The 13,024-nt window shown below is 77.3% G+C and carries 15 protein-coding genes; 4 read left to right on the top strand and 11 right to left on the bottom strand.

Annotated features, from left to right (window positions below):
• Nucleotides 1-11: 11 nt before the first annotated feature.
• Nucleotides 12-1,340, bottom strand: coding sequence for a D-inositol-3-phosphate glycosyltransferase (gene mshA / locus ACI79Z_RS01365; RefSeq protein WP_387988367.1), 1,329 nt, complete (start codon nt 1,338-1,340; stop codon nt 12-14).
• 84 nt (nt 1,341-1,424) lie between these two features.
• Here mshA and ACI79Z_RS01370 point away from each other — a divergent pair, with 84 nt between their 5' ends.
• Complete coding sequence (locus tag ACI79Z_RS01370) at nt 1,425-2,213, top strand: SDR family oxidoreductase (RefSeq protein WP_387988366.1); 789 nt, start codon at nt 1,425-1,427, stop codon at nt 2,211-2,213.
• A 52-nt stretch (nt 2,214-2,265) separates the two neighbouring features.
• On the opposite strand, the gene ACI79Z_RS01375 is transcribed toward ACI79Z_RS01370, so the two are convergent.
• Entirely contained in the window at nt 2,266-3,267 is a 1,002-nt protein-coding gene (locus ACI79Z_RS01375) for a UDP-N-acetylmuramate dehydrogenase (protein WP_456901446.1), read from the bottom strand.
• A gap of 59 nt (nt 3,268-3,326) precedes the next feature.
• Between ACI79Z_RS01375 and ACI79Z_RS01380 the strand changes: the two genes are divergently transcribed.
• The 3 genes from ACI79Z_RS01380 to ACI79Z_RS01390 are packed head-to-tail and all read left to right on the top strand — an operon-like array spanning nt 3,327 to nt 5,299.
• A complete protein-coding gene (locus ACI79Z_RS01380; protein WP_387988364.1) occupies nt 3,327-4,184 on the top strand; it encodes a class I SAM-dependent methyltransferase in 858 nt (285 codons plus the stop codon).
• A complete protein-coding gene (locus ACI79Z_RS01385; RefSeq protein WP_387988363.1) occupies nt 4,181-5,038 on the top strand; it encodes a spermidine synthase in 858 nt (285 codons plus the stop codon). The genes ACI79Z_RS01380 and ACI79Z_RS01385 overlap by 4 nt, the downstream gene beginning before the upstream one ends.
• 51 nt (nt 5,039-5,089) lie before the next feature.
• The gene (locus ACI79Z_RS01390; RefSeq protein ID WP_387988362.1) at nt 5,090-5,299 is read left to right on the top strand and encodes a PspC domain-containing protein; all 210 of its coding nucleotides are present in this window, start codon (nt 5,090-5,092) and stop codon (nt 5,297-5,299) included.
• Nucleotides 5,300-5,321: 22 nt separating this feature from the next.
• On the opposite strand, the gene ACI79Z_RS01395 is transcribed toward ACI79Z_RS01390, so the two are convergent.
• The 9 genes from ACI79Z_RS01395 to murD form a co-directional block, all read right to left on the bottom strand.
• Nucleotides 5,322-5,606 (bottom strand): DUF2516 family protein, encoded by a 285-nt coding sequence (locus ACI79Z_RS01395; RefSeq protein WP_387988361.1) that lies wholly within the window; start codon nt 5,604-5,606, stop codon nt 5,322-5,324.
• Between the two features lie 177 nt (nt 5,607-5,783).
• On the bottom strand, nt 5,784-6,524 hold the full coding sequence (locus ACI79Z_RS01400; protein WP_456901447.1) for a hypothetical protein: 741 nt from the start codon (nt 6,522-6,524) through the stop codon (nt 5,784-5,786).
• Nucleotides 6,521-7,045, bottom strand: coding sequence for a helix-turn-helix domain-containing protein (locus ACI79Z_RS01405; protein WP_387988359.1), 525 nt, complete (start codon nt 7,043-7,045; stop codon nt 6,521-6,523). Before ACI79Z_RS01405 ends, ACI79Z_RS01400 begins: the two co-directional genes overlap by 4 nt.
• Before the next feature lie 88 nt (nt 7,046-7,133).
• Entirely contained in the window at nt 7,134-8,072 is a 939-nt protein-coding gene (locus ACI79Z_RS01410; protein WP_456901448.1) for an asparaginase, read from the bottom strand.
• 98 nt (nt 8,073-8,170) lie between these two features.
• Nucleotides 8,171-8,740 carry an RsiG family protein gene (locus tag ACI79Z_RS01415; protein ID WP_456901449.1) on the bottom strand — a complete coding sequence of 190 codons (570 nt, stop codon included), beginning with the start codon at nt 8,738-8,740 and terminating at the stop codon, nt 8,171-8,173.
• Nucleotides 8,737-9,846, bottom strand: coding sequence for a CAF17-like 4Fe-4S cluster assembly/insertion protein YgfZ (gene ygfZ / locus ACI79Z_RS01420; protein WP_387988356.1), 1,110 nt, complete (start codon nt 9,844-9,846; stop codon nt 8,737-8,739). The genes ACI79Z_RS01415 and ygfZ overlap by 4 nt, the downstream gene beginning before the upstream one ends.
• A complete protein-coding gene (locus tag ACI79Z_RS01425; RefSeq protein ID WP_387988355.1) occupies nt 9,843-10,298 on the bottom strand; it encodes a Fur family transcriptional regulator in 456 nt (151 codons plus the stop codon). Before ACI79Z_RS01425 ends, ygfZ begins: the two co-directional genes overlap by 4 nt.
• Nucleotides 10,299-10,323: 25 nt before the next feature.
• Nucleotides 10,324-11,655 (bottom strand): hypothetical protein, encoded by a 1,332-nt coding sequence (locus tag ACI79Z_RS01430; RefSeq protein ID WP_456901450.1) that lies wholly within the window; start codon nt 11,653-11,655, stop codon nt 10,324-10,326.
• Nucleotides 11,648-13,015, bottom strand: coding sequence for a UDP-N-acetylmuramoyl-L-alanine--D-glutamate ligase (murD, locus tag ACI79Z_RS01435; protein ID WP_456901451.1), 1,368 nt, complete (start codon nt 13,013-13,015; stop codon nt 11,648-11,650). The genes ACI79Z_RS01430 and murD overlap by 8 nt, the downstream gene beginning before the upstream one ends.
• Between the last annotated feature and the right edge of the window lie 9 nt (nt 13,016-13,024).

Raw genomic sequence — 13,024 nt, forward strand, 5'->3', positions numbered from 1 at the left:
CGCCCCCTCGTTCACCAGGCCACCTGCGTCCCGGCCACCGGCCGCAGCGAGCCCAGCGCGCGGCTGCGCCGGGCGGCCGCGGCCATCTCGGCGGCGGCCGAGGAGTAGGCGGCCACCAGCGCGTCGGCGGTGCGGTCCCAGGAGAAGGCCGCGGCGTGCCGGCGGGCACCGGCGCCCATCAGCTGCCGGCGCTCGAGGACCGCGCGGACCGCCGCCGCGTAGGCGCCCGGGTCCCGCCCGTCGACCAGGACGCCGGACACACCGTCGCGGACCGCCGTCCGCAGGCCGCCGACCGACGCGGCGACCACCGGCGTCCCGCAGGCCTGCGCCTCGAGCGCGACCAGGCCGAAGGACTCGTTGTGGCTGGGGACGACGGCGACGTCGGCGGCGCGGTAGTGCAGGGCCAGCCGGTCGGGCGGCTGCGGCGGGAGGAAGCGCACCAGGTCGGCGATGCCCAGGTGCGCGGCGAGCTCCTCCAGCTGCCGCGGCGCCTCCAGGCCCGACCCGCTCGGCGCCCCGACGACGTGCACCCGCAGCCGGGAGCGCAGCGCGGGGTCGTCCTCGAGCATCCGGGCGGCGGTGGCCAGCAGCAGGTCGGGCGCCTTGAGCGGCTGGATGCGGCCGACGAAGGTCAGCACGACGGCGTCGGCGGGCAGGCGCAGCGCGCGGCGGGCGGCGGTGCGGTCGCCGGGGGCAAACCGGTCGAGGTCCACGCCCGGGGGGACGACGAGGGTGCGGCGCGGGTCGGCCCCGTAGTGCTCGACGAGCTGGTCGGCCTCCTCGTCGGTGTTGGCCACCAGCCGGTCGGCCTCGGCGACCACCTGCTCCTCGCCGATCACGCGGGCGCGCGGCTCGGGCCGGTCGCCGTCGGCCAGCGCGGCGTTCTTCACCTTGGCGAGGGTGTGCGCGGTGTGGATCAGCGGCACGTTCCACCGGTCGCGCGCCAGCCAGCCGACCTGACCCGAGAGCCAGTAGTGCGAGTGGACGACGTCGTAGTGGCCCGGCTCGTGCTGGGCCTCCTCGCGCAGCACGCCGGCGGTGAAGGCGCACAGCTGGCCGGGCAGCTCCTCCTTGCCCAGGCCCTCGAACGGCCCGGCGCTGACGTGCCGCACGGTCACGCCCGGGCTCATCTCGACCACCGGCGGCAGCTCGCTGGAGGTGGCGCGGGTGAACACGTCGACGGCGATGCCGCGGGCGGCCAGCCGGCGGGAGACCTCGACGATGTAGACGTTCATGCCCCCGGCGTCGCCGGCGCCGGGCTGGTCGAGCGGGCTGGTGTGCACCGAGATGGTCGCCACCCGCCGCGGCGCGCGCGGAGGGAGGAGGCGGCGAGCAGGCACCCACGACCTCCCGCCTCGCCGCCCCGGGTGCCGGTGCGGCACCCCTGTCGACTCCCCATCCTGCAACAGGGTCAGGATGACCACATGACCGGTGTTGCCGAGATCTCCTCCTCCGGCCCGCGGCCGCTGCCGGGGACCGGCCGCACCGCCGTCGTCACGGGCGCCTCGAGCGGCATCGGCGCGGCCACCGCGGCCCGGCTGGCGGCCGAGGGCTTCGACGTCGTCGTGGGGGCCCGGCGGCTGGACCGGCTGACCGCGCTCGCCGAGCGGATCGGCGCCCGGGCGCTGCCGCTGGACCTCACCGACCCGGCGTCGGTCGAGGCGTTCGCCGCCGCCCTGGACCGCGTGGACGTGCTGGTCAACAACGCCGGCGGGGCGTTCGACGCCGCGCCGGTGGCCGAGGCCGACCTCGACTCCTGGGCGCGGACCTACGAGGTGAACGTGCTCGGCACCGTCCGGCTGACCAAGGCGCTGCTGCCCAAGCTCGTCGCGTCCGGCGCCGGCGACCTGCTGTTCATGGGCTCCACCGCGGGGCTGGTCTCCTACGAGGGCGGGGCGTCGTACACGGCGGCCAAGCACGCGGTGCACACCCTGGCCGAGACGCTGCGGCTGGAGCTGTACGACCAGCCGGTCCGGGTCGTGGAGATCGCGCCCGGGATGGTCAAGACCGAGGAGTTCACCCTCAACCGGGTCGGCGACCGGGAGAGGGCGGAGTCGGTCTACCGCGGCGTGCGCCGGCCCCTGGTGGCCGAGGACGTCGCCGACTGCGTCGCCTGGGCGCTCACCCGCCCGCACCACGTCAACGTCGACCTGCTCGTCGTCCGCCCGCGCGCCCAGGCCGCCCAGCACAAGGTGCACCGCGAGTCCGACTGAGCCCGCGGGCAGGCTGCGACGGCGTCGGGGTCCGGGGTGCGCGGGTCGCGGCCTACAGCCGGGTGGGCTCCGGGACCAGGGTGACGCCGAAGCGCTCGCGGACCGCCGCGACGACGCGGTCGGCGAAGGCCATGAGCTCGGCCGCCGTCGCGCCGGGCTCGGTGGTCAGCGCGAGGCTGTGCCGCGACGACGTCCCGACCCGGCCCTCGCGCGTGCCGCGGCCGAAGCCGGCCGACTGCACCAGCCACGCCGCGCTGAGCTTGACCAGCCCGTCCCCGGCCGGCCAGCTCGGGCAGCCGGGCACCGCCTGCTCCGCCGGGACGACCGGGTTGGTGAAGAACGACCCGGCGCTGCGGGTGTCGGGGTCGGCGGGGTCGACGACCATCCCCTTGCCGCGGCGCAGCTCGAGCACCGCCGCACGGACGTCGGCCAGCGGCGCGCGCCCGCCGAGGTCCACGCCCAGCCGCTTGGCCAGCTCGGCGTAGCCCACCGGCCGGGACAGCGGCCCGGCGTCCAGCGCGAAGGTCACGGTGAGGACGACGAACCGGCCGGGCTCGCGCTTGAGCCGGCTGTCGCGGTAGCCGAAGGCGCACTCGGCGTTGGTCAGCGTGCGCTCGCGCTTCTCGGCGCGGTCGTACACCCGCACCTCGGTGATCGTCTGCGCGACCTCCTGGCCGTAGGCGCCGACGTTCTGCACCGGGGTGGCGCCGGTCGAGCCGGGGATGCCCGACAGCGCCTCCATGCCGGCGAGCTCCTGCGCGACGGTGAGCGCGACGAGGTCGTCCCAGTCCTCGCCGGCCTGCACCTCGAGGACGTCGCCGCGCCGCTCGACCCCGCGGCTGCGCACCGCGACGACGTCACCGGCCCACCCCTCGTCGGGCGCGACCAGGTTCGACCCGCCGCCGAGGACGAGCAGCGGCCGCCCGGCCTCGTCGGCCTCCCGCACGGCGGCGACCAGCTCGGCGGCGTCGGTGACCTCGACCAGCCGCTCGACGGGGCCGCCGACGCCGAGGGTGGTGAGGTCGGCGAGACGGGCGTCGGAGCGGAGGAGCACCAGCCCACGGTAGCCGCGGCGCGCGAGCCCGCCGGGCAGGGCGACTACCCTCGGGGCCGGTGAGCGACGGGGGCAGCGAGCACAAGCGCCGGGCGAACCTGGCGCCGAGGAAGGCCCACCCCCGGCTGGCCGCCGGCCGCGCGCGGGCGCTGGGCCTGCCCACGCGGGGCACCACGAACGCCAACCGGCTGCGCCGGGTCGACCGCTGGCTGGTCGCCACCCAGGTGCCGCGGCTGCGCGACGCGGCCCGCCCGCTGGTGGTCGACCTCGGCTACGGCTCCTCGGCGGTCACCACGCTGGAGCTGGCCGAGCGGCTGGGCCCGGAGGTCCCGGGGCTCGAGGTGGTCGGCCTCGAGATCGACCCGGACCGCGTCGCCGCCGTCGCCGGGGACCGCGACCCGCCCCGGGTCGACTTCCGCGTCGGCGGGTTCGAGCTGGCCGGGCTGCAGCCGGTCCTCGTGCGGGCGTTCAACGTGCTGCGCCAGTACGACGAGGCGTCGGCCGCGCGGGCGTGGGAGACGATGTGCGCCGCCCTGGGCCCCGGGGGGCTGCTGGTCGAGGGCACCTGCGACGAGTGGGGACGGCGGGCGACCTGGGTGGCCCTGGACGCCGACGGGCCGCTGACCCTCACGCTGGCCGCGCGGGTCGCCGACCTCGAGCGCCCCTCCGACCTCGCCGAGCGGCTGCCCAAGGCGCTCATCCACCACAACGTCCCCGGCCGCCCGGTGCACACCCTGCTGCGCGCCCTGGACGCCGCGTGGGCCTCGGCGGCGGGCCTGTCGACGTTCGGACCGCGGCAGCGCTGGACCGCCGCGGTGCAGGCGCTGGCCGACGACGGCTGGCCGCTGGTCGGGAGCAGCCGCCGCTGGCGGCACGGCGAGCTCACCGTCCGCTGGTCGGCGGTGGCGCCGGCGTGAGGCGTCCCCGGCCGGAGGTGCTCCCGCCCGGCCCCACCGAGGTCGACGGCGGCACCGCCGAGCTGCTCGGCGACGCCGACCGCGACGGCTCCTGGGTGCTGGTGGTCGACGGCACGCCGCAGTCGCACGTCGACCTCGACGACCCCGCGCACCTGGAGTTCGAGTACGTGCGCCGGATGGGTCACGTGCTCGACCTCGCCGCGCCGGAGGGCGAGCCGCTCGACGTCGTCCACCTCGGCGGCGGCGCGCTGACGCTGGCCCGCTACGTGGCGGTGACCCGCCCCGGCTCGCGGCAGCGGGTGGTGGAGCTCGACCAGCGGCTCACCGACCTGGTCCGCGCCCACCTGCCGCTGCCCCGCGGCGCCCGCGTGCGGGTGCGCGCCGCCGACGCCCGCGCCGGCCTGGCCGCGCTGCCGACGGCGAGCGCCGACGTCGTCGTCAGCGACGTCTTCGCCGGCGCCCGCACCCCCGCCCACCTGACGACGGTCGAGTACGCCGCCGAGGTGCACCGGGTGCTGCGGCCGGGCGGGGTGCTGGCGGCCAACGTCGCCGACGGCCCGCCGCTGCGCTTCGCCCGCGGCCAGGTGGCCACGCTGTGCGCCGTCTTCCGGCACGTCGCCGTCCTGGCCGAGCCGGGCACGCTGCGCGGACGGCGGTTCGGCAACCTGGTGGCGGTGGCCTCCGACGCGGAGCTGCCGGTGGCCGGGCTGACCCGGCGCTGCGCGGGGGACCCGATGCCGGCGCGGGTGGTGGCCGGCCCCGACCTCGGCCGGTTCACCGGCAGGGCGCAGCCGGTGCACGACGACGGCGCCGTGCCCTCACCGGAGCCTCCCCCAGGGGTCTTCGGCCGCTGACCAGGGTCTTCCCCGATGTCCGGGGCGGCCGGCCGCGCCTAGTGTCGGGTCATGACGTACCCCGCACCGGCCCCGCGCCGTCTCGCCCGCGACACCCGCAACAAGATGATCGCCGGCGTGTGCGCCGGGATCGCCCGCCGCTACGGCATCTCCACCGGCGCCCTGCGGCTGGCGTTCGTGGTCTCGTGCATCCTGCCGGGGCCGCAGTTCATCGCGTACCTCGTCCTGTGGGTGCTGATGCCCGCGGACGACCGCTGGTGACCCGCCGACCCGGCGGGCCGGCTCACCAGCTGCTGTTGCCCCGCTGCACGCCGCGGACCGCGGGCCGCACGTCGACCAGGTAGACGACGGTGGCGATCACCGCGGGCAGGCCGAGGAAGGTCATCGGCCCCTGCAGGTAGATGACCACCGCGGCCAGCGCGGTGATCGCCGCCCACGCCGGCTTGCTCAGCTTGCCGGCGGCGACGTAGCCGGCAGCCGGACGGATGACGGCGTCGACGAACGCCCAGGCCGCGACGGCCAGCAACACCAGCCGCAGGCCCTCGAGAACGGCCCAGTCGAACCCCATGCCCGGAGGGTACCCGCCGGGACGCCGTCACTGCCTCCCCCGCGGGGGACGTCCCACTCCCGGGGACGCGACAGGGCCCCGGAGCGCGGTGGCAGCTCCGGGGCCCTGGTCTCGCGTGGCCCTCCTGCAGGGGCCCGCCGCGAGCGTGCGAGCGGCGGGGGGCAGGAGGGTCCTTGCTCAGTCGGTGGTCTTGGCGGTGCGGGTGCGGCTCACGCGGGCCGAGGTGCCGGTGGCCTTGCCGCGGGCGGCGGTGGTGCGCTTGGCCGGCTTGCGGGCCGCCTTGGCGGTCGCCTCGTCGGTGGCCTCGGCGCCCTCCTCGATGGCGGCCTTGGCCTGGTCGGCGGCCTGGTCGACGGCCTGCTCGGCCTTGGCGGCGGCCTTGGTGGTCTTCGAGGCGGCCTTCTGGACCAGCGAGGTGACCTCGTCGGAGGCCTCGTTCACGGCCTCGGCGGCCTCCTCGATGACCTCCTCGACGGCGTCCTCGACGGTGTCGACGGCCTGCTCGGCGCGGACCACGAAGCGGCGGAAGCCGGGCTGGCGGCGCAGCTCCTGCAGCACGTCGGCACCGCGCTCGGCCAGCTGCTCGACGGTGGCGGTGGCCTGGGTGCGGGCCTGCTCGACCAGGGTCGAGACGGTGCTCACGACGACGTCCGGACGGACGGCGGTGGCCAGCTGACGGCCGTTGGCGCGGGCCTGGGTGACGGCCTCGCGGGCGCGGTCGGCGGCCTGCTCGGCGCGGGTGCGGGCCTCCTTGGTGGCCAGGTCGACCTGGACCTGGGCCTCACCGGGGAGGGTGCGCAGCGAGGCGAGCACGGTGCGGGCCTGCTCGACGGCGAGGTCACCGGCGCCGACGGCGACGAGGAACTGACGGCGGCCGCGCTCGGCGACCTGCTCCAGCAGGGTGGTGGCGGTGGTCATGCGGACTCCTTGGAGGGGGTCGGGTCGGATCCGGGCGGAACGCCCGGGGCGGTGCTCGGTGCGGTGGTGCGGGTGGCCGCGTACTCGCGGACGTAGGTCTCGTACAGCTCGACGAGCACGGCCTTGTGCCGCTCGGAGAGCTGGTCGTCGGACCGGATGGCCGCGACCGTGTCGGGGTTGCCGGCCCGCCGGTCGAGGATGCCCGCCTGCTCGTAGAGCGACTCGGCGGAGATCTTCAGACCCCGGGCGATGGCGGCGAGGATCTCCGCCGACGGCTTGCGCAGCCCCCGTTCCACCTGCGACAGGTAGGGGTTGCTCACCCCCGCGGTGCGGGCGAGCTCGCGCAGGGACACCCGGGCGGCGCTGCGCTGCTCCCGGATGTACTCCCCGACCTGCGAGCGCACCGCCGAGACCTGCTGGGCCTCGGCCGCGACGGTCTCCGCGACGCTGCCGGCGAGCTGGTCCACCTTCTCGCGGACCGACCTCACCTGACCGCTCACGAACTCGCCGGGGGTCTGCACGTCTCCGACGCTAACCACGGGTGCTAGCAACTGCAAGCGGAGGAGCAAGCACCGGGGCGTGAGTCGCCTCACACCCGGCGTGTCGTCGTCAGCCGGCGAGCACCGCCGAGGACCGGACCTCGCCGACGACGCCGTCGCCGCCGGTCACGGGGGTGACCGACCAGCGGGCCAGCGCCTCGGCGTCCACCCCGAGCCGGCGCAGCGCGGCGGCGAGGACGGGCGCGCGCCCGCGGTCGCCGCCGTCGTCGAGCTTGAACGCGACCGCACCGCGGCCGGGCAGCGCGGCGACGTGCACGCCGTCGGCCCCGCCCTTGACCAGCAGCCCGGGGACGGCGGTCATGAGGTCGGTGTCGTCCCGGCCGGTGCCGGCGACGTACCAGGGGTGCGCCCGCATCGCGTCGGCCACCGCCCGCTCGGGGCTGCCCGACGGCGCCTCCACCAGGGAGCCGACGCCGCGCGCCAGCCCGGTCAGGGACAGCCCGTGCTGCGGCGCGCCGCACCCGTCGACGACGACGGCGGCCACCTGCTCGCCGGCCGCGTCGGACAGGCGGGCCTCGATCGCCTGCTGCAGCGGGTGGCCGGGATCGAGGTAGCCCTCGGTCGGCCAGCCGGCGGCGACGCAGGAGGCGAGCATCGCGGCGTGCTTGCCCGAGCAGTTGAACGCCAGCCGCTCCGGCTCGCGGCCGGCGACCAGCCAGGCGGCGCGGGTCGGCTCGTGCCCGGGGAGGGCCGCCGGGCAGCCCAGCGCGTCCGGACCGAGGCCGGCGGCGGCGAGCACGGCGGCGGCGAGGTCGCGGTGGCCGTCCTCACCGGCGTGCGAGCCGGCCGAGACGGCCAGCTCCTCACCCGAGCGCGGCTGCCAGCCGGCCGCGAGGTAGGCCGTGGCCTGCACCGGCTTGTTCGACGAGCGGGGCAGGACCGGGCGGGCGACGTCACCGGCCGACCAGCGCACCCCGCCGTCGGGACCGACGACGACGACCGCGCCGCGGTGGACGGACTCCAGGAACCCCGAGCGCCAGACCTCCACGAGGACCGGCGCGTCCGGCCACGGTGACGTACCGGAACGGTCCCCGTGCAGGGTCCCGCCGGGAGCCTGCGAGGGGTGGGGGGCGAGGGGGTCCTCCATCAATGGCGCCCCTCGGCCGCGAGCAGCGCGGCCACGTCGGCCTCGCCGTTGCGGTACCGGCGGGCCAGCTCCCCGGCGAGGGCGTCCATCACCTGCTGCACGCCCCGCCGACGCTCGGACAGCGAGCCCTCGGCGGCGGCCAGCGCGCGGGCGGCCCGCTCGAGGTCGGCGTCGGCGAGGTCGGGGACGGCGGAGAGGTCGACGTCGGGGGTCAGTGCGTTGACCCAGGACTCGTACTCCTCCGGCGCCGCCGGCTGCACCGTCTGGTGCCGGCCGAGGCCGTGCGCGGGGCCGCGGCCCTTCTCGGCGAGGATCTCGGGCAGCAGGTCGACCAGCGAGCGCCCGTCGTGCTCGGCGCGGCGCTGCAGCTCGCGTCGGACGATGTCGAGCCGCCCCTGCAGCAGCCGCCGCGTGTAGGAGAGGTTGACCTCCTCCTGCTCGGCGCGGCGGCGCAGCCCGCGCACCTCGGCCATGGGGCGGGACTCCACGTCGGCGAGGAATCGGGGGTCGAGCAGCGCGTCGACGGCCGCACCGCCGGCGGCGGTCGGGCCAGAGCTTGCGGAGGTCACCGCCCGATGGTGGCAGACCGCACCGCGCGCACCCGGTCGCGGGCCGCGGCCCGGGTGTCGTCGAGGGCGGCGGGCGCGTCGTCGGGGTCCACGGCGGCGCGCGACCCGCCGACGGCGAGCTCGGCCCCGGGGGCCACCGACTGCTTGACCAGGGCCAGCGCGACGACGCCGAGCTCGTGGTGCCGCACGACCGTGCCGGTGCGGCCGACCTCGCGGGCGCCGGAGGTCACCGGCGTCCCCGGGACGGGCAGGTCCTCGCTGACGCCGTCGAGGTGGAGCAGGACCAGCCGCCGCGGCGGACGGCCGAGGTTGTGCACCCGCGCGACCGTCTCCTGCCCCCGGTAGCAGCCCTTCTCGAGGTGGACGGCGGTGGTCAGCCACTCCAGCTCGTTGGGGATGGTGCGGTGGTCGGAGTCGACGCCCAGGCGCGGCCGGCGGGCCTCCACCCGCAGCGCCTCGTAGGCGTCCAGCCCGGCGAGCCCGGCGCCGGCGGCGGTCAGCGCGTCGGCGCGGGCGGCGATCCCGGCACGCGGCACGAGCAGGTCGAACGCGGTCGCGCCGCCGTCTCCGAGGGGCGGCATCCGGCGCACCCAGCCGCCGCCCGGCGACGCGGCGACGGCGTACGGGCCCTCCGGCGCGGGCAGCCCGGCGGCGGCGAGCACCTCGGGCGAGCGGGGGCCGACCAGCGACAGCAGCGCCCGGTCGGCGGTCACCAGCGCGGGCTCGACGCGGAGCATGAACCGCATCCGGTCGAGGAAGGTCTGCAGCGCCGCGCCGGTGCCGGGCTCGACGTCGGCCCAGGTGGTGCCGCCGAGCTCGGCGAGGACCAGGTGGTGCTCGACGTGGCCGTGCGGCGAGAGGACCAGCGCCTCGGTGCCGGTGCCGTCGGCCAGCCGCTCGAGGTGCTGGCTGGTGAGGCTGTGCAGCCAGGTGAGCCGGTCGGCGCCGGGGACGGTGAGCACGTCGCGGTCGCTGCGGTCGACGAGCCCGGCGCCCTCGGCGAGCAGCCGCTGCTCGCGCAGCGGGTCGCCGTAGTGGGTGGCCACGGTCGCGCCCTCGGCGACGACGGCGCCGGCCCGTGCGGCCAGCGGTGAGGTGGTGGTCATGCGTTCTCCGTCCCGGCTCCCCTGCATCGGCGGCACGTGCCCGACAGCGCCACGTGCCCCACGTCCAGGGTGAAACCCAGGTCGGCGGCCAGACGTTCCGCGGCCTGCTCCAGCAGCGCCGGGTCGGCGGAGGAGATCTCCCCGCAGGTGGCGCAGACCACGTGCAGGTGCGGGTGCTCGGACGCGTGGTAGACCGGCGCGCCCTTGGCGACGTGGGTGTGCCACACGAGGCCGAGCCGCTCGAGCAGCTCCAGCGTGCGGTAGACGGTCGAGGTGTCCGGCGCCGCGCCGCCGGGCCCGGCCTCCTCGCGCAGCCGGGCACCGATGGCCTCGGGGGTGGCGTGGTCGAGCGCGGCGACGGCGGCCAGCACCTGCTGACGCTGCGGGGTCAGCCGCAGCCCCTGCGCCCGCAGCCGCTCGGCCAGCGGCGCGGGACCGTGCTCGGTCGTCACGGCAAGGAGCGTAGTTCCGGGCGGGCTACGCGACGGCGCTGCGGGCGTCGGCCAGCACGCGCCGCAGGGACTCCAGGTACCGCTCGGGGATGGCGTGCTCGCCGCGCGGCGGGAGGAACCGCGCGACGGTCGCCCCGGTCACCTCCGCAGCGGCCGCGGCCTCGGCGCCGAGCGCCCGCACGACCGGCGCGTCGCCCCACGACCGGCTGGCCGCCAGGTGCGCCATCGCCGCCGCGCTCTCGGCCCGCTCGCCCACGCAGTCGAACGGCTTCTCGGTGGCCCACAGCCTCCGGAACCCGTCGGCGAGCGCGACGTCGGCCAGCGGGTTCCCGCCGAACACCGCCTGCGCCTCGTCGGGGGTCAGGAAGACGGCGAAGCAGAGGAACGTGAACAGGCACTTGTCGCAGTGCAGGCACCAGCGCTGCTCGGCCCGCCCGCCCAGGTGCTCCTGCGTGTAGGAGCGGTTGCAGCTGAGGATGTCGGCCTTCAGCGGCAGCGCGGCGACGGCGGCCACGGTGGCCAGCTCCGACAGCTGCCGGGTGAGGCTGAAGTAGCCGGCGCCGACCTCGGCGGCGGCCGCGGCGAACAGGCGCTCGAACTCGTAGGACTTCGAGTACTGGTGGTTGACGCTCGCGCCGTCGATCGTGAGCGTCTCCTCGTCGGCGGAGCGCTCGTTGGCGAACACGACCGGGTCGTGGCCGCCGAGGACGGCGACCAGCGTGGCGATCGAGGAGTTGATCGCGGTCACCGGCACGTGCCCGTTGAGGCCGCCCTGCGCGGTCCGCTCCGCCAGCAGCGGGTCCAGCCTGCGGCGGACCTCGACCAGCGGGACGCCGGCCGCGCGGGCGACGTCGCGCTGCGCGCGGGTCGGGTTGATCGCCAGCGCCGTCCCGTCGGGGATGACGACGATCGCCAGCGCGGAGTCCTTTCCGCCGCCCACCGGGAGCAGCGCGCCGCGCCCGCCGCCGGCCGGGACGGGGCCGGGCTCGCGGACCTCGGCGTCGAACCGGACCCGGTGCGGCACCGGCAGGTGGTTGACCGCGGCGAACTCGCCGAGCCCGTGGGTGTAGGCGGCCTGCGCGACGGCGAGCTGCGCGGCGGTGACCGGCCGCTCCACGGTGACCCGGCCGGGCGCGGCCAGCTTGTAGTAGCTGGTGCCCATGACCAGGTGCACCAGGTCCAGCGCGGCCTCGACGGCGGCACCGGGCTGCGCGGGCGCGGCGCCGGTCAGCAGCGCCGGGTCGAGGGTGAGCCGCTCGGTGAACTCGTCGTCGCCGAGCCGGTAGGTGAAGGCCGCCTCGCCGGTCGTGAGGTCGAGGGACCGGCCGGCGACGACGAAGGCGCCGGCCTCAGACACCGTGGACACGGTCGGCGCCGGCGTCGACGAGGATCTGCTCATAGGTGGCTGCCAACTCCTCGAAGTCGCGGAAGCGGTTGTAGCTGGGGGCGCCGGGCGACAGGAGCACGACGCCGCCCGGGGCGGTGCCGGCGATCGCCGCCGCGACCGCCTCGGCCAGCGACGCCGTCTCGGTCAGCCGCACGGCGGCGCCGTCGGCCGCCCGGCGGACGTCGTCGGCCAGCCGGGCCCCGGTGTCGGGGACGGTCACCAGGGCGACCTCCTCCCGCCGGGCCACCAACGTCGCGGCCAGGCCCGTGTAGTCCAGGCCCCGGTCCTGGCCGCCGGCGATGAGCGTGACGGGCCGGCCGGCGAGCGCGTCGAGCGCGGCCAGCACCGAGACGGGGGTGGTGCTCAGCGTGTCGTCGACGAAGGTGACGCCGCCGAGGGTGGCCACCGGCGCGAGCCGGTGGGGCAGCGCGCGGAAGGCGGCGACGGCGCCGGTCACGGCGTCGGCGGTGGCGGCGAGGTCCAGACCGAGCAGGGCGCAGGCGGCCAGCGCGACCTCGACGTTGCTGCGGTTGTGCGCGCCGGGCAGGTGCACCGGCTGCACGGCCGCGGCCAGGCCCGGGGGCAGCACGTCGGCGGGGTCGACCAGCTGCGCGGCGTCGAGGTACCCGGCGGCCAGCGGGCGCGCCTGGGCGCTGACGACGACCGAGCGCTCCGGGCAGGAGGAGAACACGCGCAGCTTGTCGCGGTAGTAGGTCTCGACCGAGCCGTGCCAGTCCAGGTGCTCGGGGGCGAGCGAGGTGAGCGCGCCGCGGCCGGCGAAGTCCGGGACGGCGGCGGCCTGGTAGCTCGAGACCTCGACGACGAGCGTGCGGTCCCCGACCCCGTCCAGGACGTCGAGCAGCGGGGTGCCGATGTTGCCGGCGTGCACGGCCGGGCGGCTGGCGGCGGTGAGGACCGCGGCGGCCAGCGCGCTGGTCGTGCTCTTGCCCTTGGTGCCGGTGACGCAGAGGACCGGGATCCCGCGCGCGGCGGCCTCGGCGAGCGCGACGCCGGTGCCGGTGGTCACGAGCGTGCGGTCGGCCAGCGTCCGGGCGTCCTCGCGGTAGGGGCTGATCCCGGGCGACCGGAACACGACGTCGCAGCCGGCGAGGTCGGCGACGTCGGCGGTGGCGGTCACGGCGTCGGGCAGCGACGCCGGGTCGACGGGGCGGCTGTCGGCGACCAGGACCGACGCGGCGCCGGCGGCGCGGGCTGCGGCGACCGCGGCGCGCCCCTCGCGGCCGTGTCCCCAGACCCCGACGCGCCGGCCGGCCAGCTCCGCGAGCCGGAGGGACCGCTCCCGCGGGGGCGGTGCCGGGCGGGGGTCCACGGCGCCCAC

It is taken from the genome of Geodermatophilus sp. SYSU D00663 (assembly GCF_054050655.1).

Excerpts from the sequence above, each read along its gene's own strand:
- ACI79Z_RS01370 (WP_387988366.1), top strand. The coding sequence starts at position 1,425 with ATGACCGGTGTTGCCGAGATCTCCTCCTCCGGCCCGCGGCCGCTGCCG.
- ACI79Z_RS01400 (WP_456901447.1), bottom strand. The coding sequence starts at position 6,524 with ATGACCACCGCCACCACCCTGCTGGAGCAGGTCGCCGAGCGCGGCCGC.
- ACI79Z_RS01395 (WP_387988361.1), bottom strand. The coding sequence starts at position 5,606 with ATGGGGTTCGACTGGGCCGTTCTCGAGGGCCTGCGGCTGGTGTTGCTG.
- ACI79Z_RS01390 (WP_387988362.1), top strand. The coding sequence starts at position 5,090 with ATGACGTACCCCGCACCGGCCCCGCGCCGTCTCGCCCGCGACACCCGC.
- ygfZ (WP_387988356.1), bottom strand. The coding sequence starts at position 9,846 with ATGACCACCACCTCACCGCTGGCCGCACGGGCCGGCGCCGTCGTCGCC.